The following is a 22,800-nucleotide window of genomic DNA, read 5'->3' as shown; positions in this document are numbered from 1 at the left end:
AGCCTCCGCCAAGAGTCCGATAGCAGGCGGCTCATGTTTTGCCCTCCCAACGCATCTTCTTTATGGTCGCGCGCCGTTGGGCGCGTCTTTCCACCAGGCGACGCAGCCATACATAGAAGACCGGGGTCAGGAGCAGGCCGAAGAAGGTGACACCGACCATCCCCGAGAACACCGCGACTCCCATGGCCCGGCGCATCTCGGCGCCGGCACCGGAGGACAACACCAAAGGCACCACGCCCATGATGAAGGCGATGGAGGTCATCAGAATCGGGCGTAAGCGCAGATGGCAGGCCTTTAGCACTGCACTGACGCAATCCAGGCCCTGCTGCTGTTTCTCCCGGGCAAACTCCACCAGCAGGATGGCGTTCTTGCACGCGAGCCCCGCCAATACGATCAGGCTGATCTGGGTGAAGATGTTGTTGTCGCCGCCGGTGAGCAGCACCCCGGCAATGGCCGACAGCAGGGTCATCGGGACGATCAGCACCACCGCCAGCGGCAGGCTCCAGCTCTCGTACTGCGCGGCCAGCACCAGGAACGCCAGCAGCACGCACAAGGGAAAAACCAGCAGGGCGGTATTGCCGGCGAGAATCTGCTGGTAGGTCAGCTCGGTCCACTCATAGGCCATGCCGTTGGGCAGTTCCTGCTGCAACAGCCGTTCCATGGCTGCCTGGGCCTGGCCGGAGCTGTACCCCGGAGCCGGGCTGCCGTTGATCTCGGCGGACAGGAAGCCGTTGTAATGCATCACACGGTCGGGACCGGACGACTCCCGTATCCGGACGAAGGACGACAGCGCAATGAGGTCGCCCTGCCGGTTGCGTACTTTCAGCCTGCCGATCTGCTCCGGCGCCACGCGGTATGCCTGCTCTGCCTGGACATTGACGTGGTAGGTCCGCCCGAAGCGGTTGAAGTCGTTGGCGTACATCGAGCCCAGGTAGACCTGCAGGGTGTCGAAGATTTCGTCGATCGCCACCCCATGGACCTTTGCCTTGTCCCGATCGATATCGGCGTCGATCTGCGGGACGTTCACCCGGTAGCTGGAGAAGACGCCGGCCAGTTCGGGCAGCGCCCTGGCTTTGTCCACCAGCGACTGAATCTGCTGGTAGAGCGCCTCATGCCCCAGGCTGCCGCGGTCCTCGATCTGCACCCGGAAGCCCCCGATAGAGCCCAGGCTTTCCACTGGCGGTGGGGGAACCACCATCACGAAGGCCTCCTGGATCCGCCCATATTCAGCGGCCAAGGCCTGGGCGATGGCGGTGTCGGACATCGAGGCGTCCTTGCGTTCATCGAAGGATTTGAGCGGGATGAACATGAGCCCCGCGCTTGCGCTGTTGACGAAGCCGTTGATGGACAGGCCGCTGAAACTCACGGTATTGGCCACTCCCGGATGCTTCAGGGCAAGCTCGGACATCTTCAGGATGACGGCCTCGGTGCGGTCCAGGCTGGCGCCTTCGGGCAACTGGGCAAAGGCGACCAGGTACTGTTTGTCCTGCTGAGGGATGAAGCCCGTGGGGGTTTTCTCCAGCCCCAGATAGGCCAGTCCCACCAGGCCGACATACAACATCAGGACGATGGCGCCTGCTCGCAGCAGTCGCGTGGCGAGGCTGACATAGCCCGCACTTGCCCGCTGGAACAGTCGGTTGAACGGACCGAACAGCCAGCCCCCGAACAGTCGGTCGATCAGCTTCGACAGACGATCCTTGGGCGCGTCCTTGCCTTTGAGCAGTATCGCCGCCAGGGCGGGCGACAAGGTCAACGAGTTGAACGCCGAGATCACCGTCGATATCGCGATGGTGAGCGCGAATTGCCGGTAGAACTGCCCGGTGAGGCCGGAGATGAAAGCGGTCGGAATGAACACCGCGCATAGAACCAGGGCGGTGGCGATGACCGGGCCGGTCACTTCCTTCATGGCCTGGCGGGTCGCTTCTACCGGCGACTTGCCCATGTCGATGTTGCGCTCGACGTTCTCCACCACGACGATGGCGTCGTCGACCACGATACCGATAGCCAGCACCAGGCCGAACAGCGATAGCGCGTTGATGGAAAAGCCCAGCAGTTGCATGACCGCGAGCGTGCCGATCAGGGACACTGGCACTGCGGCTAGCGGAATGATCGACGCACGCCATGTCTGCAGAAAGAGGATGACCACCAGCACGACGAGCGCGACGGCCTCCAGCAGCGTATACACCACCGCGGTGATGGAGCTGCGCACGAAGATCGTGGGGTCGTAGCCGATCGAGTACTCGACGCCCGGTGGGAAGTCTTGAGCGAGCTCACTCATCCGCTTGCGAATCCGGTCGGACAACTCGATGGCGTTAGCATCCGCGTCCTGGAAAATCTGCAAGGCGGTGGAGGGGCGACCGTCGAGGTGCGCGCGCAGGGCGTACTGGCTCGAGCCCAGTTCGATGCGCGCGACGTCGCGCAGGCGGACGATTTCGCCGCGCTCGCCGACATGCACGATGATGCGCTCGAACTCGTCCTCGTCGACCAGCCGGCCTTGGGCGTTAATGAGCAACTGGAAGGCGTTGTCGCTGGCGTTTGGCGGTGCGCCGAGCGAGCCGACGGCGACCTCCCGGTTCTGCTCGCGGATGGCGCGTATTACATCCGTCGCGGCCAGATTGTAGGAAGCCACCTTGTCCGGATCCAGCCAGACCCGCAGGGCATAATCGCCCATCCCCAGCAGGCGGATGTCGCTGACACCCTCGATCTTGTACAGCTCGTCGATGACGTGAATGGTCAGGTAGTTGGCAAGATAGGTCGGGTCGTACTGGCCGCTCGGCGAATACAGGTGAACGACCTGCGCCAGTGCCGGCGACGTCTTGTCCACCGTCACGCCTAGCCGCTGGACATCGGGAGGCAGCTGGGTGGTCGCGCGGGTGACCCGGCTTTGCACCTGGACCAGCGCGGCATTGAGGTCCGTGCCCAGCGCGAAGGTCAGGGTCAGGGTCATCGAGCCGTCCGAGGTCGACTGGGAGGACATGTAGAGCATGTTCTCCACGCCAGTGATGGCCTGCTCCAGCGGTGAGGCTACGGTCTTGCCGAGCACGTCGGGGTTCGCGCCCGGAAATTGTGCCCGCACCACAATAGTGGGCGGCACGACTTCCGGATACTCGCTGACCGGCAACTGGAACAGAGAAACGATTCCGCCGATCAGAATGAGCAGCGACAGGACGATGGCGAAGATCGGGCGTCGCACAAAGAACTGCGAGATGTTCATGGCGATGTCCTCCGCTCCGGGCCTTGTAGTGCGACAGGCGTCGGTTCGGTAGAGGCATTCAGCCGCGTCAAACGGGCCAGCACCTCAGCGGTCGCCATGGTCACCGGTTCCGGTGCAACCCTGGCACCGGGACGGGCATGCTGCAGGCCATTGACCACGATGCGGTCTCCTGCCTTCAGGCCGTTGCGGATCACGCGCAGGCCTTCGACCTTGGGGCCAAGCTGGACGGCGCGATAGCTCACCACCGCATCTTTGCCCAGCACCAGTACGAACCGATTGCCCAGGTCGGTGCCAATCGCTTCGTCCCGGACCAGCGTGGCGGGGTAGCGGTCGCTGGCGGGTAATTGCAGGCGAACGTAGAGCCCGGGAGTCAGCTCGTTTTCGCCGTTGTCGATGACAGCACGTGCCTGCAGGGTACCGGTACGCGGATTGACTTGGTTGTCGAGGAAGTCCAGGCGACCTTCATACGCGGGTCGTTCGTCGGTACTCAGCGCCAAATGCACCGGCACACGGGAAGGGGAGAAGGCCTTTTCGCTTCGTATGCGGCGAATCTGCTTCAGGTAGGTGGCTTCATCGATATCGAAGTACGCATAGAGCTCCTTCGTGCTCACCAGCGTGGTGAGCAGTGTGGCCCCCTCATTGACCAGGTTCCCGGCGGTCACCCGCGCGCGACCGATGCGGCCGTCGATGGGCGCCGTGATGCGAGTGAAGCTCAGATTCAGACGCGCGGCCTCGAGTTGGGCGCGGATCGCCGCAACGGCGGAACTGGCTTCCTGGTACGCCGTCTTGCGCGCGTCGGCCAGCTCGGCGGAAATCGCCTGGTTGGCCCTCAGCTTCTCGCCGCGCTGGGCTTCACTGGCGGCGCGGGTCTGTTTGGCGCGGGCCTGCTGAAGTTGTGCGTCGAGGCGACTGACCTCCGCCTGCAAGGGCCTGGGGTCGATCTGGAACAACAGCTCGCCTTTCTTGACGAGCGAGCCGTCTCGAAACAAAACCCGGTCGATATGCCCGGAGACCCGTGGCCGTAGATCGACTGACTCCGGGGCTTGAAGCCTGCCCGAGAATTCGTCCCAATCGGCGAGAGACTGGACGACGACCTCCGCGACGCTGACGACGGGAAGGGGTTGTTCCGTACTCGCTCCCTGGTTGGGCTGGCCGCAGGCGCCCAGCGTGCTGACGGCGACCAGAGCCAAGACGTGCTTGATGCTGCTGGAACTGGATATACGCATGGTTGACTCCCAAAGATGGTTCACCCGGCCCTGACAGCGGCGTCAGAGTGACTGGGCCCAAGCGCCTGGTTGCTTTGCCAGCCAGCTGTCATGCAGCCATTTCTCGGTCTGGCGCTTTCCGGGGAAGGTGATCCAGACGATGTCGCGTTCGAACACCATGGGCTTCCCGTCGCTGCCGACGATGATCCAGAACCAGCGACCGTCGGCCAGATTGCGTGCCTTTACTTTCATGCCGCTCAAGGTCACGACCTCTTCGTGGCCGTCGCGCGTAACCTTCAACGGTTCATCGTGGGGTTCGATCCAACTGATCTTCATACGCTCGATCAGGTCGGGGGCATGCAGCTGGAGAAACAGCCTGGCAATTTCCTCGGAGCGTTCGCGCGACGGCAGTGGCTTGCCGACCAGATCCAGCGACATATTGGCGAAGCCCTTGAGCACGCCGGTGTCCGAAACCACGGTGCTGAAGTGTTCGCCATCCAGTCCTGAGTTGCGGCCATCGCTGCGCACGTAGCGGGTGAGTAGCGCTTGCTCGCCGTCGACAGTCACCTGGTGGCGAGCGGACTCCTGGTAGATGGAAGGCACTGCGATCGGGCGGGTGGCGGGCTGGTGCATGGCAGGTTTCTCCTTGGGCGAATCGGTGTTGGCGGTGGCAGTGATCGCTGCCAGAGCCATGGCGAGGGCTATGCTCGTGGTGCGGACCGGCGAGTTCATGGAAGGCTCCTTTCGAGTGGTTGACTGCCAGGCGTGGCAGGGGCTGCGGGCTGTACAGCTGGCCATGATTGGGGCTCGCCTTGAACGAAGAGCAGTGCCACCAGGCCTATCAGAATCAGCGTCATGTGCACCGATTGAATGGCGCCCTGTTTCAGCCAGTAGCCGAACCACAGGCCTCCGCAGATGAAGCCGAACCACAGCAACAGGAAGCAGGTCAGGGCGACGACGGCGCGGTTGCGGGCGACGTCCAGCGCGGTACGACTGCCCAGGCGCCAGGCCTTGGCGTAGGCGAATGCCGCATACCAGAGCAGCATCGAAACGACGACCTGGATGCCTGCCACCGCGTACAGCGCCGTTTCGGCCCAGTGCGCTGGCCAGGCGCGCCAGCGTAGGGCCGCGCCCAGCAGTTCCTCTTCTTCCAGCAACACCATGGAAAGCGTGTTGCCGATATGGAAGCGGTTGGTTTCCGGGTCGGTGAGGTTGTTGAGTACGGCGATGCTCAACCAGAGGGCAAGGCTGGCCAACACCGCCAGGCGGCTGAAGGAGAACGGGTGAAACGACATCATGGTTCTCCTCGATGCATGGCCGCGTCGGGGTAGAGGATGGGCCAGTCACGTTGCTCCGCATGCCTGACCAGGGCCGGGTCGCCCGCCACTACCGTAGGTTTCCCGATGCTCATCAGGAGGGGGAGGTCCGTCAGGTGATCGCCGTACCCGTAGCAGTCGGCTGGATCGACGCTGAGCGTATCCATCAGGCGCAAGGCGGCTTGCTGTTTACCCAGGCCAATGGTTTGCGGCGGGATGAGCCGGCCCGTAAAGCGCCCATCGCGTGTTTCCAGCCGGTTTGCCAGAACATGGGGCACACCCAGCTCGGTCGCCAGTGGCGCCAGAAACTCCACGGCCGAACCTGAAACGAAGGCGACGATGTCTCCGTTGCCCTGGTGCTCCTGAAGTGCCCGCAGAACTGGAAGGATGAAGAATTCCGAGCGCGTCCTTTCCTGTACGTACCAGGCCAGGGCCGCCTCGGCCACCAGTTCGGGCTGGTGATCGCGCAAGTCTTCGTAGAACAGCGTGTTGATGGCAGAGCGATCGAAACCTTTCCTGACGTACTCATCGATACGTTTGGCGGCGGCAACTTCCGCCTCACCGCCACGTTCCTCTCCCCATAGCCGGCGAAAGTAGAACGCTCGGAAACTGAACATGCTCTTGAGGTCGATGAGGGTTTCATCGACGTCGAAGAAAGCGATTCTTCGTGCTTTCATTACGATTACTCGAAAGGCGCTTGCACCTGGGTGCAAGCGGGCGATGGGATCAAAGGGTGGGAATCGGCTCGGTCATCAACTGCGCATGCGGGTGCGGGGCCAAGCGCAAGCGGCGGCGCAAGGTGTCGACTTGAGAGGACAGGGCGCGAGAGGCAAGCGTGGCCTCGCGCAGACCGAGGCGTTCGGCATCCATGACGGAGAATTTGACATCCACGCCCGTGACGGATTGTTCGCCCTGCCAGACCTCCATCGTCGCCTGCACTTCGACGCGGTCGGGGCGCGGTTGCTTCAGGTCGATCAAGCGATAGCGGATCTGCGCCGGCAGGGGGAAGGCGAAGGCGGTGTAGCGGACATTCATCTCGTTGAGGACGAAGTAGCGTTTATGCGGTTTGTAGTCGTCCAGATGGAAGCGCTCCGTCACCGCCAGGAACATCTGGCGGCACGCTTCGAGCAGCACCATGCCTTGCACATGCTGTCCAGTGAGGTGGTCGAGCATCAGCTCGTTTTCGGCATGGAGCAGGAGGCTGGCGGTATAGAGGCCTTCCTCGTTCCTCTCCGGAACGGAGATCAGCACGTTCTTGCGCTGGCGCTTGTGGGCGAGCTCCTGGCCCGCCAGCTCCGCGCCCGTCCACAGGTCCCAATGATCGAACTCATCGGCATGCCCGCTGGCGATCGCCATGCGATAGGCATGCTGAATTTCCTTACGGCCAAGCCCCTGCCCGGCAACGACCTTGCAACCTCTCAGCACGGATGGTCCCGATGTCTTCAGCACCTGCAGCAGCGTGCTGTAGGACATCACGTTTTCATGCCTTGTGAAGTCTTCGAACTGGTTTGCAACTACAACGTAGATACCCATCAATGGATTCCCTTTCTATATCCGGGGCCTTCGGCAGGTCGTTTGGCCGATACCGGATTACTACAAAAACAGACCTACTTCCCACTGACGTCCTGCGTGGAAACCAAGGTCGGTCGACTAGCGCACACGGGAGCTGTCATCTACCCGTACTGCGCTGTACAGCGCTGCAGCGCCGAGCCCCGCTGCGAGTACCAGAAGAAAAGATTCCACCTGCCAGGCGCGACTGATGTTTCCCAGCCAGGGTCCAAGGCTCGCCCCGACAAAGAGCACGAAGGTGTAGAAGGACACCGCCAGGCCGCGAACATCGGGCGATGCCGCCGCGGCGATTCGAGCGATCAGCCCGGGGACACTGATGGCCACTCCCGCGACATAGACGACACTGGCTGCCAGCAGCAGGGGAATGTGTTCTTGACCCGCACTTGCACAGAGCACCAGCCCAAACGCCGCGACGCCCAGCCCGGTGGTGGCGACCCGGTTGGCTCCCCAGCGACCAATCAATTTGGCGGCGAGCAGTGGCGCGAGAAACGCCGGCAACGCCACGCCACGTGCCTGCATCCTGCTGATGCCCTGGCTTTCGATGAGCTCGCCCAGGTGCATATCCAGTCCTATGTAAAAGGCGACGAATGACATCAGCAGCAGGAGCGCGGGCAGATAGACACGGCGCAGGGCCGGGTTACCGAGCAAGGTGAAGATGGGTCGATATCCTTCCCACATCGAGCTCATCGGACGTGCCGCTCGAGTTCCTTCCGGGACTGTGGCCAGCCGCAACGCGGTCGCGGCATAGATCACCACCAGCGGCATAAGGGCGTAACCCAGGCCCCAACGCCCCGCGACGAGGCTGCCGTAGATCTGCCCGAGCAAACCTGCCGACAGGAATGCCGTACTCATCCAGGCCACTCCCCACACACGTTGCTTGGGAGTACCGCGCTCGGACAAGTAGGCGAGGGCCACGGGCGGGAAGGAGGCGGCGGCGAACCCCTGCAATGCACGGCCGCAGATGAACAGGGTCGGCGTCTGCACCCATGCGAGCCCCAGCGTGATGATGGCCAGCAGCACCAGGCCGCCGACCATGACCGTCCTGCGGCCAAGGCGATCGGATAAAGGCCCGAACACCAGAAAACCCGTGGCGTACGCGAACCCGAAGGCGCCCAGTGCGAGGCCAGCCTGTTCCTGCGGCAACTGATAGGCCTGTGCCAAAAGGGGCAGGATAGGCACCGGGATATACAAGAGAGAGACCACGGCGAGCGCGCAGAACACCATCTGCACCAGCAGAGTTGCTGTGGGTTGTTGAGCCATATCCTGTGTAGATGTGTGCATTGCTACATATCTCGATCAATAGAGGCGCCAGGGCATTGAAGTCACGGCGTTACTGGCCGCGACGCGAGGGAGCCGCCCAATATTTAATTTTCTGTAGGTTGCTGTGTAGCGTGCTACATGATTTTTAAAAGACTCGGCCGATCAGCCGAGTTCCGTTTCCAGGCGCATTGTCCGCAGGGCAGGGGCCACCCTCATCATCAGCTTCACCAGGAGCTCGCGTTCATCTTCATTGAAGTGGCGCATGAACCTGGCGACCCACTCGTAGTGTTTGGGCAGCACCCGGCCAAGGGTGCTGTCGCCCTCCGGGGTCAGCCGGACGATCCAGTAGCGCCCATCGTCCGGGTCCGGATGTTTCGTACAAAGACCGGCAGCTTCCATCTGCTTGATGGCGCGCGTCATCGTCTGCGAAGCCACGGCTACCCCATCAGCCAGCGCACCGATCGAGAGCCCCCCGGGGTTACGCTTGAGCAGGAGCAGGACGAAGAACGGTGTCTGTGCAAGATTCTCGTGCGCGAGGTTGGCATTAAACGCCGAGAGCATTTCATCCGTCGCCGATGCCCATACCAGCCAGGTATAGAGCCCTTCGACATCGGGGTTGTCATAGAGCTTGCCGAAGTGCTCGAGGGTTTCGCGCGAAGGCAGGTCTTTCAGTTCGAACATGATATCTGTGCATGGCTGTGTAGTCGGCTGCATGTTGGTGACCGAGTCGTCGGGATGTCAAGCCAAGGCGAATTGGGCTGACCAATTCAGATAAATCATGGAGGGGGCGAGAAGCAGCGGTACTCATTGTGCGGTATTCGTCTGTCAGTCCCTGTCCTCGATGGTCTACGATGCGGTATTTGCTGTCGGCAAAGCCGCCAAGACCTAGAGTTGCAGTTGAGTTCACGACATTTTCGACCGCGCCGCAGTGACCGCCTGCGAATCGCCACCTGCCGCAAATCCCGCAAGTACCTCAAGGAAGGTTCCCCCATGCTACTGAGGTCCCTCGCAGCTATCGGCATTCTGTTGCTGGGTTTTCTTTCACCGATATTTCCGGCTCACGCGCAAGACATCGCGTTGTCCGGTCGGATGACCACCAGCAGTCACCCCTGGCTGGATGCCAGGGCGCGGCAGTGGCTGGAAGGGCGGGGGCCGCTCACGGTGGGGGTCGTGCGTCTCGATTATCCGCCCCTGTCAGTACTCTATGGCGACCGCTACCAGGGCATCACCGCCGACTATCTGGCCCTGATGTTCGAGCGGCCGCCCAAGGTGCGCGCCTACTCGTCGCGGGCATCCGCGCTGGCGGCCTTGCGCAGTGGCGAGATCGACCTGCTGGGCGTGGGCAGCGATGTCGAAGGCCGGGAAAATGGCCTGCTGCTCAGCGAGGCTTACCTGCCCGACCGGCCGGTGCTGGTGACATCGCAGGCCCAGCCCTTCGATCCCGACCAGGCCGGTAGCGTTCTGGGAATGACCGTCGGCTATCTTCAGCAACAGGCGGTACGAGAGGTCTATCCCCATAGCAAGGTCGAGCTTTTCGATTCGCCCCAACGCGCGCTCGAAGCGCTGGTACTGGGAGATGTCGACGCAGTGTTGGGGGATGCGCTGTCCTCGCATTACCTGATTCAAACCCATTACCTGCTGGGCCTGCGCATCGACAACTTCGCTCCTGTCGACAGCCAGGGTTTCCGCTTCCTTCTGCGTCCGGGCGACGAGCCGCTGAGGGGCATCATCGACCGGGCGATCCCCAGGATATCCAAGCGCTATGGGGACGACATCCTGCGCAGCTGGAGCGCCGGCCGCCGCTTGAGCATCGACGAAGCGCGGGTGAAGCTGGCGCCCGCGGAACAGCGCTGGCTGGACAGCCACCCGCAGGTCCCCGTGGCCATCAATTACTCGCTTGGGGCGCTGGGCGAGCTGGGACGGGATCGCGACGTCACCGGCATTGGCCGCGACTACCTGGAGTTGATCAGCCAGCGCAGCGGCCTGAAGTTCTCCTACCTGGGCACGCCAAACACCCTTGAAACCAACAAGCTCATCGCCGAGGGGCGCGTGCTGTTGACCCCGGCCATGCCTCAGTCCGAGCTGTTCGAGACGCCACTGGATGTCTTGCCGCCGTACCTGCGCAGCTCCACCGTGCTGATGACCGCGGCCGGTGCTGGCCGCCACGCCGGCAGGCGTTTCACCGGGCTTGCCGATCTGAATGGGAAGACGCTGGCGACGGGTGAAGGCTACTTTTTCATCGATACCATAAGACGTGACTATCCGGCGATTCAGCTCAAGGTATACCCCACGTTCCTCGAGGCCATGCGCTCGGTCGATTCGGGGCAGAACGAGGTGTACCTGAGCAGCGACTACACCGGCCGCTATCTGTCGGCCCAGTACTTCGACAATCGCATCCAGGTCACCGGGATCCTGCAAAGCACCTCCACGCCCATTGGCATCGGGGTGGCGAAGAACCAGCCGGAGTTGCGCAGCATCCTGGAGAAGGCGCAGCTGGCAATCACGCCTGAAGAGGTCGCGGAAATAGTCAAAGCCTGGGAGCCGCGTTTCTCCAGGGGCGGGAGCGACTTCTGGCGTGACCATCGCGACAAGATTCTCCAGTTGGGCAGCCTCTTCGCGATCCTGATCGCCATCTCGCTGATCTGGGCCTTCTACCTGCGACGCCAGGTCCGCAGGACCCGGGCGGCCGAGGAACGGGCCGAGGCCGCCAACCAGGCCAAGAGCGTCTTCCTGTCGACGATGAGCCATGAGATACGCACGCCGCTGAACGCGATCATCGGCCTGCAGGAACTCGCCCTGCGCAGAGCGAACCAGGGGGAGGCCGACAGCGTATCCCTGTCCGTGGCCCAGGAAGCGGCCCAGGGGCTCCTGTTGCTGCTGGGCAATGTGCTGGATATTTCTCGCATCGAGTCTGGAAAGATCGATTCGTTTCCTGAGCCGGTGCTCATCAAAAAACAGATTGAAGGCGTCGCCTCGGTCGTCGCGGGCATGGCGCGACAAAAAGGCCTGACCCTGGACGTCAAGGTCGAAGGCGACCTGCAGGCATGGGTGCTGCTGGACCCGCTGCATTTCAAGCAGGTGCTGTTCAACCTGCTCAGCAACGCCATCAAATTCACCGAGCGCGGAGGCGTCACCCTGCAGGCCCGCATCCGCCGTGAGGGGGAGCGCTTGTGCCTGGACCTCGATGTCATCGATACGGGCATCGGTATTGGCGCCGAAGACATGGGCAAGCTGTTCAAGCCCTTCTCCCAGGTGGGCGTACCAGGCACTGAGCAGATGTCCGGAAGCGGCCTGGGGCTGAACATCAGCCGCCGCCTGGTGCAACTGATGGGGGGCACGATCAACCCGCGTAGCGAACCTGGCAAAGGGTCGTGCTTCAGCCTCGAATTGAGCCTGCCCATCTGCGACCCTCCAGCCGCTGTCGAGGGCGAAGCTGCGCAGCAGGAGCCGCCCGTTTCTGCCCAAGTGCAGCCATTGTCCATCTTGCTGGCCGAAGATAACGCCTTCAATCGCGTCACCCTCAACACCCAGCTTGAGACCCTGGGGCATCGAGTCGTGGTCGCGGAAGACGGGCAGGAAGCCTTCAAACGCTGGCTGAGCGCGGACTTCGACATCGTGCTCACGGACGGCATGATGCCCAGAATGGACGGCTTCGAACTCGCCAGGCGGATCCGCTGGGAGGAGTCCCACAGCGGCCTGCGACGCTGTCGCATCATTGCCCTGACGGCCAGCATCGAGGCGAGTGCCGTGGAGCGCTGCATGGCCGCCGGGATGGACGAGATTCTGTTCAAGCCCGCGACACTGGAAACGCTTCGGCAGGCTATCGCGTCCAGCCCGGCAGGCGGAACCGGCCCCGAGCAGCCCCGATAAGCCGAAGCGGCCCTTTGCACGCTGGGTATCGGCCGCCCCCGCAAGCGCGGCCGATTCGATGAACCCGGGAGCAGGGTCACCGGGATCGCTCCTTATGGATGAACGGGGTAGTCGATGTATCCGCGCTGGTCGCCGCCAAAGAAAGTGCTTGGGTCGGGTGCGTTCAGCGCCAGCCCGTCGCGGATCCGCCGGGGCAGGTCGGGGTTGGCCAGGAAGGGGCGGCCAAAGGCAATGAGGTCGGCGCGGTTGGCGGCCAGGGCCTGCTCCGCCGATTGCGGATCGTAGCCGCCGGCGAGCATCAGCACGCCTTTCCACTCCGTGCGCAGTTGCCCGATGATCGCGTCCCAGCGCGGGTCGAAGTTCTCGTCCTTGACGGTGCCGACCACAGCCGGTTCCACAAGGTGCAGGTAGGCCAGGGGCCAGCGGTTCAGGGAGCGGACGATATGGCCGAAGGTGGCCTCGGGCGTTGCGTCGCCCATGCCCATGAAGCGCCCCATGGGAGTGAGGCGTACCGCCACTCGTTCGGCGCCCACCTCATCGGCGACGGCCTCCACGACTTCCAGCAACAGCCGGGCGCGATTTTCCACGCTGCCGCCGTACTGGTCCTCGCGCTGGTTGCTGTTGCTGTTGATGAACTGGTCGAGCAGGTAGCCGTTGCCCGCGTGGATTTCCACGCCGTCCATGCCGGCCTTCAGGGCGTTACGCGCCGCGCGCCGATAGTCGTCGACGATCTGCGCGATCTCCACCACTTGCAGGGCGCGCGGCACCGGCACATCGCCCCAGACGCCGTTGCCCTCGTCGTCGACGATAAAGGTCTTGCCTGGAACCGGCAGTGCGCTGGGTGCCACCGGCAGGGCGTTGTCGGGCTGGAAGCTCGGGTGAGAGACACGCCCCACATGCCACAGCTGCATGAAAATCAGCCCGCCGGCTTCGTGCACTTGGCTGCTCACCTGGCGCCAGGCCGCCACCTGGGCATCGCTGTAGATTCCCGGGGTCCAGGCGTAGCCCTGGCCCTGGCGGGAAATCTGCGTGGCCTCGGTAACGATCAGCGCGGCACTCGCGCGTTGCCGGTAATACTCGGCGTTCATGGCGGTCGGCAGGTCGCCCGGCTGGCCGGCGCGGGAGCGGGTCAGAGGGGCCATGGCCACGCGGTGAGCCAGGGTGTAGGGGCCGACCGCAAGGGGTTGGAACAGGTGCTGAGTCATGGGGTATTTCCTTATGAGGGCATCGATCGGGATGCTGTGGGTGCTCAGGCGGACGGTGCCTGGTTGAACAACAGGTGATTGCCGATTGCGTGTCTTTGCTGGGCACTAACCTAATCTGCCGGGCCGTGGTTGATAATCCAGCCGCCGCTCTACGCTGCATTGCGTGAAACGCAACGCCCTGAAGGGCGACGGAGGCATGGCGATGTGCCCGCTCGATTCTCGATGCCTTGGTAGCGCGCGAAGGACCGCCGCCGAAGCAGCGGCCTGGCCCTGTGCCGGACTCCAGGCTAGGCCGGCTGCTCGGAGCGGGTCAGGGGCAGGTTCAGCCAGCGCCGGCCGGTGGCATTGGCCACGGCATTGCCGATGGCGGCGGCCATGGGGCCCTGGACGATCTCGGCGGCGCCGAGGAACGGCTGTCCCGGCTGATCGAGCAAATGCACCTCGACCTGCCGGGGCAACTGCGGAAAACGCAGGATCGGATAACCGCTCCAGTCGTAGCTGCGCACACCGCCCGGGTCGTAGCCGACCTTTTCGAACAGGGTCCAGCTGGCGGACTGCACGATGCCGCCTTCCACCTGGTTGCGCAGGCCATCGGGGTTGACGATCTGGCCCACGTCCACCGCTGTGACCACTCGATCGAGCTGGACCTCGCCGGTCTGCGGATGCACCCGCAGCAGGACGGCGATGGCGCAGTAGCCCATGATGTTTTTGTAGCGGGCAAACGCGAAGCCGATGCCCGCGCCGGGCTCCTTGCCCTTGTGCGGCCAGCCGCTGGCGTCCCGCACCCGTTCGACCACCGCCCGTGCCCGCGGGTCGCTCAGGTGGGCGAGGCGCAAGGCCACCGGATCGGCGCCGGCCCGGGTGGCCAGTTCATCGATGCAGGCTTCGATGGCGAAGATATTGATGTGGGCCCCCAGCGAGCGCATGGCGGAGGTGCGAAACGGCATGCGGGTGACGAAGTTCATGTCGATGCGGGTGGACGCCAGGCTGTACAGCGGCACGGCATTGCGATCGCCATCCCCTTCGGGCTGGGCGATGGGGATCGACGGCGCGGAAACGAACGGCCGGGCCAGCAGCCGCGCGGGGATCAAGCGGCCGGCATTGACGATGCGTTCGTTGTGCGGCGTGGTCCACAGCTCATAGGCCCAGTCCTGCAATCGGCCCTGGGCGTCGAGGCTGGCCTGGACCTCGGTGAGCATGGCGCTGCTGTAGGGCTCCCAGAGGTTTTCCTGCTCGCGCATCCACTGCACCCGCACCGGCGTGCCGGCGAGCCGCATTGCGATCAGCGCGGCATCGGCGGCCGCGTCGTCCGCGCCGTTGTGGCCGTAGCACCCGGAGCCCTCGGTATGGATGCAGCGCACCCGCTCCGGTGCCAGCCCGACCATCTCGGCGATCCCCGCGCGCAGCGGATAGACCCCCTGGGTGTGGGTCCAGACCGTGAGCACGCCGTCCTTGAACCAGGCCACGGCGCAGGACGGGCCGATGGAACCGTGCATCAGGTACTGCTTGCTGAAGCGCGCGCGATAGCGGGTGCTGGCGCCGGCCGCCGGGTTGCCTTCATGGCTGATCGGGTAGCGGCGCGCGGGCAGGCGGGTCAGTAGCGCGTGGATGTCCCGCGCTTCGGGGATCGCTTCTCCGGCGCTCCAGCGAGCCAGCTCATAACCGTTGCGCATCGCCTTGATGGCTTGCCACTCATCCCGGGCGATCACCGCCAGGTAGTTGCCGTCCTGCACCACCCGCACCACGCCGGGCAGGGCCTTTAGCGCCTCGGCATCGAAGGCTTCCAGGGCGCAGCCAGGGCGGGGCGGGCGGATCACCCGGGCATGCAGCATGCCCGGCAGGCGCAGGTCCTGGACGAACGCGGGGCCGCCACTGACCTTGGCCGGGATGTCCAGGCGAGGCAGCGAATGGCCGATCAGCTTGAACGCGGACGGCGGCATCGAGGGCGATTGCGCCTGCGCATAGTGGTGCAGGTCCACGCCCTTGACCGCCTCGGCATAGGGCATGCGCTGCCCGGCCGGGCTCTGGATCACACCCTCGTGCGTCGTCAGCAGCGCGGCGTCGACGGCCCAACTGCGTGCCGCCGACGCCAGCAGCAATTGCCGGACCTGGGCCGCGGCGTTGAACAGGGCCGTGCCGCTGTCGAAAATGCTGTGGCTGCCTGCGGTGTAGCCTTCGTTGGGCGTCAGGGCGGTGTCCGCGGTAAGCAGCGTGATCGCGCCTGGCGCGAGGTCCAGGCGTTCGGCAGCAATCTGCAACAGCGCAGTTTTCACCCCCGTCCCCAATTCGGCCTTGCCGGTGTAGACGGTGACGCCTTCGGCCGCGACGCGGATCCAGGCATCGAGGTAGGGATTGGTGCGCAGGCTGCCCGGGAGATCGGGCGCCAGCACCAGCGTGCCGAGGGTATCGACTTCGCTGTCGGCCAGCGCCTGGCGCGCCGCCGGGACCAAGGTGAACGCCAGTATCAGCGCACCACCACGCAGGAACGCGCGGCGCCCCTGGTCGACTTCATCGTGCCGGGTCATGGGGCGCTCCGCTCTTGCCTGGCCACGCGGCCGATGGCGTCGATGATCCGCAAGTGGGTGCCGCAGCGGCACAGGTTGCTCGCCATATGCTCGCGAATGGTGGCTTCGTCCGGATGAGGGTCGCGCTCCAGCAGCGCCTGGGCGCGCATCAGCATGCCGGCGATGCAGTAGCCGCACTGGGCGGCCTGGGCCTCGATAAAGGCTTTTTGCAAAGGCCCTGGACGCACCGCCGTACCCAGGCTCTCCACCGTGCGGATGGCCTTGCCCTCCAGGCCGCTGCAGGGTGTCAGGCAGGAGAAGACCGGCTGGTCATCCACCAGCACCGTGCAGGCTCCGCATTGTCCCAGGCCGCAACCGTACTTGGCGCCATTGAGCCCCAGGTGATTGCGCAGCGCATACAGCAACGGCATGTCGGGCTCCAGCTCCAGCGCATGGGGCGAGCCGTTGACGTTGAGGGTCATGTGGGTCATTGCGCCTCCTGGCGTAATTCGTGAAGGGTGGAGGAAAGGTCGGCCCACGGCTGGCCCGGGCTGGCCTGTTCGCGCAGGAACGAGGCCAGCACCGCCAGCTGCTGGTTGTCCAGGCTGGCGGCGAAGGGCGGCATGACCGGGCCGGGCAACCCCGGGGTGGCGGGCACGCCTTCGAGCACGGTCTTGAGAAAGTTGCGCGCGCTTGAGGCATGCAGCGCCGACGTCCGCGCCAGGGCCGGGCGCCCATCGATCTGGCGCATCGGCGCGGCCGGGCCATGGCAACCGGCGCAGGCACTCTGGAACAGCTGGGCGCCAGGCGCCTGCTCGACCACCTCGGCAGGGCGCGCGGTGGCTGAAGCGGGTGCGGCGGGAGCGGGGTCCTTGAGGCTCAGCAGGTAGTCGGCAATGGCCTCGACGTCGCTGCCCGGCATGGTGCCCAGGCTGAGGCTGACCGGTCGCATCGGCCCGGCGGCGGTGCCATGGTCCTCGACCACCTCAGCCCGCAGGTAGCCGGCCAATTGCTCGCGGCTCCAGGGCGCGTTCCGGTCGGCCAGGCCCAGCAGGGACGGCGCCTGCCAGCCGTCCACCATCCCGCCGGCAAGATGCTGGGCGGACTGCTCGGCGCCCAGCGGGTTGAGCGGAGAATGGCAGCCGGCGCAATGGCCGGGGCCTTCGACCAGATAACGGCCACGGTTCCAGGTTGCGGATTGCTGCGCCACGGGCGCCAAGGGCTCCGTGTGCAGGAACAGCAGGTTCCAGAACGACACCAGCGGGCGGATGTTCATCGGGAAATTCATCCGGTTCTGCATGGCCGGCGAATGCACGGCGGGGCCGCTCATCAGATAGGCGTAGAGGTCCGTGATGTCCCGGTCCGTCATGCGTCGGTAGTAGGCGTAAGGGAAGGCCGGATACAGCAAATGCCCGTCGCGGGCGACCCCTTCGCGCATCGCCCGCTCGAAGGCCGGCAATGACCATTGGCCAATCCCGGTCTCGGCGTCCGGGGTGATGTTGGTGCTGTAGAGCGTGCCAAAGGGCGTCACCAGCGCCAGCCCGCCGGCCAGGTAGCGGCCGCCGGGGCGGGTGTGGCACACCGCGCAATCGCCGGCTTCGGCGACCCGCGCGCCGCGTTGCACCTGGGCGGCGTCGAAGCGTTGTGGCTGTTCGGCCGGCGCGATCGCCGGGCGCCACATCAACAGCGCGGCGCCTATTGCGCCTGCCGTGGCGAGAACCACAGCGCCCAGCCACAACTGCCTGGCGTTCATCGGGTGACCCTTCATTGGTCCGTGGAATCCGCGTGGGCGGACAGTGATGCAGTCGGGGTCATGGAAGTCTCCTTGAGCCGCTGAGGAGAGCGGTGACGGACCGCCCGGTGGCAAGTGCCCAAGGGTAGAGAAGGGCTAGGGATGGCGGAATTGGCAAACCGCGCAAAGGCCTTTTGCGCCATCGGCAACGCCGGGATCGTTGCGTGATGCGCATCGCTCAATTGCCCCGGCGGTGGATTCTCCCGATTGAGCGTCGCGCCTAGCCTTGGCGAAACTTTTCTCCACGCGAACGAGGTTTCATCATGCCTACCGGCAACTTTGCAACGACGGCCAGCACGGCGGTGAAGGGCGAACGGCCCGCCACCCTCTCTGGCGCTCTGGTGGCCTTGCTGGCCTTCTGTTGTGGCGCGGTCGTCGCCAACCTTTACTACGCCCAGCCGATCGTCGAGCTGATCGCCCCGCAGATCGGCCTGTCGAGCGCCCATGCCAGCCTGATTGTCTCGCTGACCCAACTCGGCTACGCCGCGGGCCTGCTGCTGTTGGTGCCCCTGGCCGACCTGATGGAAAACCGTCGCCTGGTGGTGGGGTTCACGCTCGCCGTGAGCCTGTGCCTGATCGCCGCGGGCTTTACTGAGTCGCCTTCGCTGTTCCTGGCGCTGTCGTTGCTCATCGGCCTGACTTCGGTGGCGGTGCAGATTCTGGTGCCGTTGGCCGCGCACATGGCGCCCGAGGAAAGCCGCGGGCGGGTGGTTGGCAACATCATGAGCGGGCTGCTGCTGGGCATTCTGTTGTCGCGCCCGCTGTCGAGCCTGCTGGCCCAGGCGTTCGGCTGGCGCGGGGTGTTCTTCAGCGCCGCGGGCCTGATGGTGGTGATCGCCTGCGTCATGGCCGTTGCCCTGCCACGGCGCATGCCGACGCATCAGTCCTCCTATGGCGAGTTGATCGGCTCGGTCTTCGCCCTTGCGCGCCGCCATGCCGGCCTGCGTGAGCGCTCCTTGTACCAGGGCTTGTTGTTCGCCAGCTTCAGCCTGTTCTGGACCATCGTGCCCATCGAGCTGATTCGCCAGCACGGCTTCAGCCAGGCGCACGTGGCGGTGTTCGCCCTGGTGGGCGCGGTGGGGGCGATCGCGGCGCCGATCGCCGGCCGGCTGGCCGACGCCGGGCATGGCCAGCGCGGCACTCTCGTGGCCTTGTTGCTGGCGCCGCTGTCCCTGCTGATAGGTGCGCTGCCGGGCAGTGGCTACCTGTGGCTGGTGGTGTGCGCGGTGCTGCTGGATTTTGCCGTGCAGTTGAACATGGTGCTTGGCCAGCGTGAGGTGTACGCCATCGACCCGCACAGCCGGGCGCGCCTGAATGCGGTGTACATGACCAGCATCTTCGTCGGCGGCGCCCTGGGTTCGCTGGTGGCCAGCCCGTTGTATGAGCAGGTGGGGTGGAGCCTGTCGGCGACCTCGATTGCCGCGGTCCCTGGCTTGGCGCTGCTGCTGTTTCTGATCCGTCACTACCGCCAGGGCTGAGGATCCGGGGCGAAGGTGCAAGCGCAGGCCGCGGCGCTTGAGCACAACCGTACAAGACACTCGATGTGTGCTCAGGCATAGTCCCTGGCGTGATTTTTCGCTCTCGGAATCGGCTTATGGACAAGTTGCTGGCGCTGAAAATGTTCGTTGAAACCGTGCGCTGTGGCGGCTATTCATCGGCGGCGCGCAAGCTCGGCCTGTCGACGTCTTCGGTGACGCGGCAGGTGGCGGGGCTGGAAAGCGAACTGGGCGCCAGCCTGCTCAATCGCACCACGCGCAACACCAGTGTCACGCTCGCCGGGCAGGCCTATTTCGACAAGGCCGTGGCGATTCTCGAAGCCATCGACGAAGCCGACGCCAGCGTCGCCGACCGTGGCAGCGAGGCCCAGGGGCATCTGCGGGCCAGCGTTCCGGTGGAGTTCGGCCGGCGCATCATCGCCCCGCACCTGGGGCGTCTGCTCGAACGCCATCCGGGGCTGGAGATCAGCCTGTCGTTGAGCGACCGGGTCAGCGACCTGATCAGCGAGCGCATCGATGTCTCGGTGCGCCTCGGTTCCTCGGTGGTCAGCGATGATATCGTCAGCAAGAAGATCGGCGACTTCCAGCGTTGGGTCGTGGCCAGCCCCGACTACCTGGCACGCACCGGCCTGCCGCGCCAGCCGAGCGACCTGCTGCAACACCAGTGCCTGCGCTTCGACTATGGCGGCGTGCACCAGGACTGGACCTTCCAGGGTGACGAAAACCCCCAGCGCCTGGGGGTGCAGGGGCGGTTGCAGAGCAACAACGCCGACATCCTGCGCGAGGCGGCGCTGGCCGGTGGCGGCGTGGCGCTGCTGGCCGACTGGCTGGTGCGCGACGATGTCGGCCAGGGCCGCCTGACCCGCGTGCTGGAGCAGTACGAGGTCAATCCCGGCACCGCCAGTACCTGCATCAACGCGCTGTACCTGCCCAACCATCGCGGCTCCAGTCGCATCAATGTGTTTATCGAGTTCCTCGAGGAAATCCTCGCCGCCTGAGCCTCCCTCGGGTCTTGAGCAAGACAGCGTTGCGCGCCCTGTGACTACTCGTCCGGCAGGTGTGCGCCTAGAGTCTGGCCATCATGGGTAGAAGCAAGGTGGTCGCTATGAGTAACGTCATTCATCTGGCGTACGACTTCATCAATCCTTGGTGCTGGATCGGCGAGCTGAACCTGCGCCAGGCCATGGCGGCCGCGCACCGGTCACGGCCGATCGTCTATGTGCCGAGCCGCTGCGCGTTCGACCTTCCTGCCAGCCGCATCGAGCAGGGCGAGTACGCCCGGCGCCGGTTCGGCAGCCTGTCGCGCAGCCGGCTGTTCGAAGCGCAGATCACCCGGGCCGGCCAGGCGCTGGGGCTGCGTTTCGCCTTCGAGCGAATCGAGCACCTGGTCGACAGCGACCCGGCGCACAGCCTGATGCTCGTGCGGGCCGCGCGCGGTGGCGATTGCGCCGCGCTGTTCGCGCGGATCTTCTGTGCCTATTTCTGCGAGGGCCGCGATATTGGCGATGCGCGGGTGCTCGTGGAGCTGGGCGGGGACAGTAAGCGCGAACAGGAGCGGCTGCTCGACTACCTGCGCAGCGGCGCAGGATCGGCCGCGCTGCAGCGCCACAAATGCGATGCCGCGGACTGGTCGGGCGGGGTGCTGCCGGCCTTTCGCATCGGCGACACCCGGGTCTCGGGCGCCCAGCCCGGCGCCTTGCTGGCGCGGGTGTTGCGGGACGCGACAGTGCCAGAGGCGCAGGTGGCCCATGCCTTGGGTTAGCGGCGATCTGGCCGCTGCCAGCGGGCCCCCCCGGCGCACGGCCCGAGCCGGTTCGGCCCGCCGCGCAGGGTCAGAACGGCCCGAGCTTGAGCGGGTACTGAATGACGATGTACAGCCGGTCGATGTCGTCGCCGGCCTGGGCCGCGTTGGCCCGGTGGCTGACGTGGGACAGTTGCAGCGACAGGTCCTTGGCCGGGCCCGACTGCACGATGTAGTGCAGGTCCAGGTCGCGTTCCCAATGGCGTCCGCCCCGGCCCTGTTGCGGGCTGTAGGTGCCGCTGGCGCTGTCGAAGGGGTTGTAGGCGCCACCCTGGGGCGCGTGGCTGCCGTCGATGCCGCGACCGCTCACATAGCGCGCCATGAAACTCAGGCCGGGAATGCCCAGGGCGCCGAGGTCGAGGTCGTAGCGCGCTTGCCAGGAGCGTTCGCCGGGGCCGTTGAAGTCGGCGTACTTGATCGAGTTGGCGAGGTAGATGGAGTCGCCGCCGACGAAGTCGAAGGGCGTGTCGCCGTGGATTTTCTGATAGGCCAGGGTGAATGCCTGGGCGTCGATCCGGTATTTGCCGGAGAGGCTGTAGGCCGTGGTGTCGATGGCGCCGGCCGCGGCCTGGCCCTGGTCGCGGGTGCGGTACAGGTTACCGTCGAGGAACCACTGGCCAAGGCTGGCATGCAGGTTGGCGTAGTACTGGCGCCAGGTGTCGCTCAGCTCCGAGGCGTAGAGGGCGCCGCCCAGGGCTTGGCCGGTGAACAGATCGGCGCCGATAAAGTCGATGCTGGCGTGGCGGGTGGTCGCCCCGTAGCCGGAAAAGTCGCCCTTGGCGGTCGAGGCGTCCTGGTTCTTGAAGGCGTTGAAGTGACCGGCCTGCAACTCGACCCCCTCGAACTCCCGACTGGAGAGCAGCAGGCCACTGGCGTATTCCGGTTGCAGGCGTTTGTCGGCGGTGTCGAATACCGGAGTCGCCACGGTCATTTCACCGAGCGCCAGGGTGGTTCGCGAGGCCTTGAATTTCAGCGCGCCACCGGCGCTGGAGTAGCTGTCTTCGCTGCGCCCGTCATGATCCAGCGGCAACAGGCCCGTCCCGGAATGCCCCTTGCCGCCGTCCAGTTTCAAGCCCAGGAAGCCATGGGCATCGACCTCCACGCCAACAGTGCCAGGCGTGAAGCCGGACTCGAACGAGGCAATGAAGCCCTGGGCCCATTCCTGCTTGTAGCTCTTGCCGGCCGGGGTCGGGGAGCGATAGTCGTTGTTGAGGTAGAAGTTGCGGCTGAGCACTTCAAGGCTCGCCCCCTCAAGGAAACCGGGGGTGTCCTGCGCGCTCTGTGCCGCCAGCGCCGGGGCGCCGCCGCTGAGCAAGGCGAGCAGCCACAGCGGCTTCAGGTGGGTGCGCATCGGCCCTGGGGCGGTGAGGTGTTTCGAGGCAAGCAGCATGCTTATATCCCGCGTCAAGGTGGGTGGCCCCGGACGCGGCTGGCCGCGGTTCCGGCAGCTGCCGGCACGCCTTCGGTCAACCCGCGTCCGCTCGGCGTGGCCATCGGATCGAGGCGAGGCATGGTTGCCTATTACACCGCGCGGGGATTGTACGGCTGTGCTGCATTCGGCCGTTTGC

17 protein-coding genes are annotated in these 22,800 nt (G+C 65.0%); 4 read left to right on the top strand and 13 right to left on the bottom strand.

The genetic code is table 11. The features are described 5' to 3' along the window. Positions 1 to 31 precede the first annotated feature (31 nt). The 8 genes from BMY68_RS22120 to BMY68_RS22085 all read right to left on the bottom strand — a co-directional run bounded on the left by BMY68_RS22120 (position 32) and on the right by BMY68_RS22085 (position 9,245). Positions 32 to 3,214: an efflux RND transporter permease subunit gene (locus tag BMY68_RS22120; protein WP_085534370.1), complete on the bottom strand. Its 3,183-nt coding sequence runs from the start codon at positions 3,212 to 3,214 to the stop codon at positions 32 to 34. Beyond that, complete coding sequence (locus BMY68_RS22115; RefSeq protein WP_085534372.1) at positions 3,211 to 4,440, bottom strand: efflux RND transporter periplasmic adaptor subunit; 1,230 nt, start codon at positions 4,438 to 4,440, stop codon at positions 3,211 to 3,213. The genes BMY68_RS22120 and BMY68_RS22115 overlap by 4 nt, the downstream gene beginning before the upstream one ends. 42 nt (positions 4,441 to 4,482) lie before the next feature. Then, on the bottom strand, positions 4,483 to 5,151 hold the full coding sequence (locus BMY68_RS22110; RefSeq protein ID WP_085534374.1) for a hypothetical protein: 669 nt from the start codon (positions 5,149 to 5,151) through the stop codon (positions 4,483 to 4,485). Beyond that, complete coding sequence (locus tag BMY68_RS22105) at positions 5,148 to 5,714, bottom strand: DUF2165 family protein (protein ID WP_062822769.1); 567 nt, start codon at positions 5,712 to 5,714, stop codon at positions 5,148 to 5,150. Before BMY68_RS22105 ends, BMY68_RS22110 begins: the two co-directional genes overlap by 4 nt. Next, on the bottom strand, positions 5,714 to 6,412 hold the full coding sequence (locus BMY68_RS22100) for an HAD family hydrolase (protein ID WP_062822768.1): 699 nt from the start codon (positions 6,410 to 6,412) through the stop codon (positions 5,714 to 5,716). The genes BMY68_RS22105 and BMY68_RS22100 overlap by 1 nt, the downstream gene beginning before the upstream one ends. Before the next feature lie 49 nt (positions 6,413 to 6,461). After that, a complete protein-coding gene (locus BMY68_RS22095; protein WP_085534376.1) occupies positions 6,462 to 7,268 on the bottom strand; it encodes an AfsA-related hotdog domain-containing protein in 807 nt (268 codons plus the stop codon). A 117-nt stretch (positions 7,269 to 7,385) separates the two neighbouring features. Next, positions 7,386 to 8,564: an MFS transporter gene (locus tag BMY68_RS22090; RefSeq protein WP_239694120.1), complete on the bottom strand. Its 1,179-nt coding sequence runs from the start codon at positions 8,562 to 8,564 to the stop codon at positions 7,386 to 7,388. 162 nt (positions 8,565 to 8,726) lie between these two features. Continuing rightward, a complete protein-coding gene (locus tag BMY68_RS22085; RefSeq protein WP_009044382.1) occupies positions 8,727 to 9,245 on the bottom strand; it encodes a MarR family winged helix-turn-helix transcriptional regulator in 519 nt (172 codons plus the stop codon). 309 nt (positions 9,246 to 9,554) lie between these two features. Here BMY68_RS22085 and BMY68_RS22080 point away from each other — a divergent pair, with 309 nt between their 5' ends. Beyond that, positions 9,555 to 12,434 carry an ATP-binding protein gene (locus tag BMY68_RS22080; protein ID WP_085534380.1) on the top strand — a complete coding sequence of 960 codons (2,880 nt, stop codon included), beginning with the start codon at positions 9,555 to 9,557 and terminating at the stop codon, positions 12,432 to 12,434. Positions 12,435 to 12,526: 92 nt separating this feature from the next. On the opposite strand, the gene BMY68_RS22075 is transcribed toward BMY68_RS22080, so the two are convergent. From BMY68_RS22075 to BMY68_RS22060, 4 genes are all read right to left on the bottom strand, one after another. Then, the gene (locus BMY68_RS22075; protein ID WP_085534382.1) at positions 12,527 to 13,639 is read right to left on the bottom strand and encodes an alkene reductase; all 1,113 of its coding nucleotides are present in this window, start codon (positions 13,637 to 13,639) and stop codon (positions 12,527 to 12,529) included. A 287-nt stretch (positions 13,640 to 13,926) separates the two neighbouring features. Continuing rightward, a complete protein-coding gene (locus BMY68_RS22070; RefSeq protein WP_085534384.1) occupies positions 13,927 to 16,164 on the bottom strand; it encodes a xanthine dehydrogenase family protein molybdopterin-binding subunit in 2,238 nt (745 codons plus the stop codon). After that, complete coding sequence (locus tag BMY68_RS22065; protein ID WP_009044378.1) at positions 16,161 to 16,634, bottom strand: (2Fe-2S)-binding protein; 474 nt, start codon at positions 16,632 to 16,634, stop codon at positions 16,161 to 16,163. Before BMY68_RS22065 ends, BMY68_RS22070 begins: the two co-directional genes overlap by 4 nt. Next, positions 16,631 to 17,896, bottom strand: a complete 1,266-nt coding sequence (locus BMY68_RS22060) for a c-type cytochrome (RefSeq protein WP_085534386.1) — start codon at positions 17,894 to 17,896, stop codon at positions 16,631 to 16,633. Before BMY68_RS22060 ends, BMY68_RS22065 begins: the two co-directional genes overlap by 4 nt. A gap of 302 nt (positions 17,897 to 18,198) precedes the next feature. Between BMY68_RS22060 and BMY68_RS22055 the strand changes: the two genes are divergently transcribed. The 3 genes from BMY68_RS22055 (at position 18,199) to BMY68_RS22045 (ending at position 21,193) form a co-directional block, all read left to right on the top strand. Further along, a complete protein-coding gene (locus BMY68_RS22055) occupies positions 18,199 to 19,413 on the top strand; it encodes an MFS transporter (protein WP_085534388.1) in 1,215 nt (404 codons plus the stop codon). Between the two features lie 116 nt (positions 19,414 to 19,529). Further along, positions 19,530 to 20,429 (top strand): LysR family transcriptional regulator, encoded by a 900-nt coding sequence (locus tag BMY68_RS22050; protein ID WP_085534390.1) that lies wholly within the window; start codon positions 19,530 to 19,532, stop codon positions 20,427 to 20,429. Positions 20,430 to 20,536: 107 nt separating this feature from the next. Beyond that, complete coding sequence (locus BMY68_RS22045) at positions 20,537 to 21,193, top strand: DsbA family protein (RefSeq protein ID WP_085534392.1); 657 nt, start codon at positions 20,537 to 20,539, stop codon at positions 21,191 to 21,193. 70 nt (positions 21,194 to 21,263) lie between these two features. Here BMY68_RS22045 and BMY68_RS22040 read toward each other — a convergent pair whose 3' ends face one another. Further along, entirely contained in the window at positions 21,264 to 22,622 is a 1,359-nt protein-coding gene (locus BMY68_RS22040; RefSeq protein ID WP_085534393.1) for an OprD family porin, read from the bottom strand. Between the last annotated feature and the right edge of the window lie 178 nt (positions 22,623 to 22,800).

The sequence above is a fragment of the Pseudomonas sp. NFACC41-3 genome (assembly GCF_900109505.1).
Lineage (GTDB): Bacteria > Pseudomonadota > Gammaproteobacteria > Pseudomonadales > Pseudomonadaceae > Aquipseudomonas > Aquipseudomonas chlororaphis.
This window is presented reverse-complemented; position numbering and strand designations above follow the sequence as displayed.

Excerpts from the sequence above, each read along its gene's own strand:
- BMY68_RS22090 (WP_239694120.1), bottom strand. The coding sequence starts at position 8,564 with ATGGCTCAACAACCCACAGCAACTCTGCTGGTGCAGATGGTGTTCTGC.
- BMY68_RS22110 (WP_085534374.1), bottom strand. The coding sequence starts at position 5,151 with ATGAACTCGCCGGTCCGCACCACGAGCATAGCCCTCGCCATGGCTCTG.
- BMY68_RS22120 (WP_085534370.1), bottom strand. The coding sequence starts at position 3,214 with ATGAACATCTCGCAGTTCTTTGTGCGACGCCCGATCTTCGCCATCGTC.
- BMY68_RS22050 (WP_085534390.1), top strand. The coding sequence starts at position 19,530 with ATGGACAAGTTGCTGGCGCTGAAAATGTTCGTTGAAACCGTGCGCTGT.
- BMY68_RS22075 (WP_085534382.1), bottom strand. The coding sequence starts at position 13,639 with ATGACTCAGCACCTGTTCCAACCCCTTGCGGTCGGCCCCTACACCCTG.
- BMY68_RS22100 (WP_062822768.1), bottom strand. The coding sequence starts at position 6,412 with ATGAAAGCACGAAGAATCGCTTTCTTCGACGTCGATGAAACCCTCATC.
- BMY68_RS22095 (WP_085534376.1), bottom strand. The coding sequence starts at position 7,268 with ATGGGTATCTACGTTGTAGTTGCAAACCAGTTCGAAGACTTCACAAGG.
- BMY68_RS22070 (WP_085534384.1), bottom strand. The coding sequence starts at position 16,164 with ATGACCCGGCACGATGAAGTCGACCAGGGGCGCCGCGCGTTCCTGCGT.
- BMY68_RS22085 (WP_009044382.1), bottom strand. The coding sequence starts at position 9,245 with ATGTTCGAACTGAAAGACCTGCCTTCGCGCGAAACCCTCGAGCACTTC.
- BMY68_RS22040 (WP_085534393.1), bottom strand. The coding sequence starts at position 22,622 with ATGCTGCTTGCCTCGAAACACCTCACCGCCCCAGGGCCGATGCGCACC.
- BMY68_RS22080 (WP_085534380.1), top strand. The coding sequence starts at position 9,555 with ATGCTACTGAGGTCCCTCGCAGCTATCGGCATTCTGTTGCTGGGTTTT.
- BMY68_RS22055 (WP_085534388.1), top strand. The coding sequence starts at position 18,199 with ATGCCTACCGGCAACTTTGCAACGACGGCCAGCACGGCGGTGAAGGGC.
- BMY68_RS22045 (WP_085534392.1), top strand. The coding sequence starts at position 20,537 with ATGAGTAACGTCATTCATCTGGCGTACGACTTCATCAATCCTTGGTGC.
- BMY68_RS22115 (WP_085534372.1), bottom strand. The coding sequence starts at position 4,440 with ATGCGTATATCCAGTTCCAGCAGCATCAAGCACGTCTTGGCTCTGGTC.
- BMY68_RS22065 (WP_009044378.1), bottom strand. The coding sequence starts at position 16,634 with ATGACCCACATGACCCTCAACGTCAACGGCTCGCCCCATGCGCTGGAG.
- BMY68_RS22060 (WP_085534386.1), bottom strand. The coding sequence starts at position 17,896 with ATGAACGCCAGGCAGTTGTGGCTGGGCGCTGTGGTTCTCGCCACGGCA.
- BMY68_RS22105 (WP_062822769.1), bottom strand. The coding sequence starts at position 5,714 with ATGTCGTTTCACCCGTTCTCCTTCAGCCGCCTGGCGGTGTTGGCCAGC.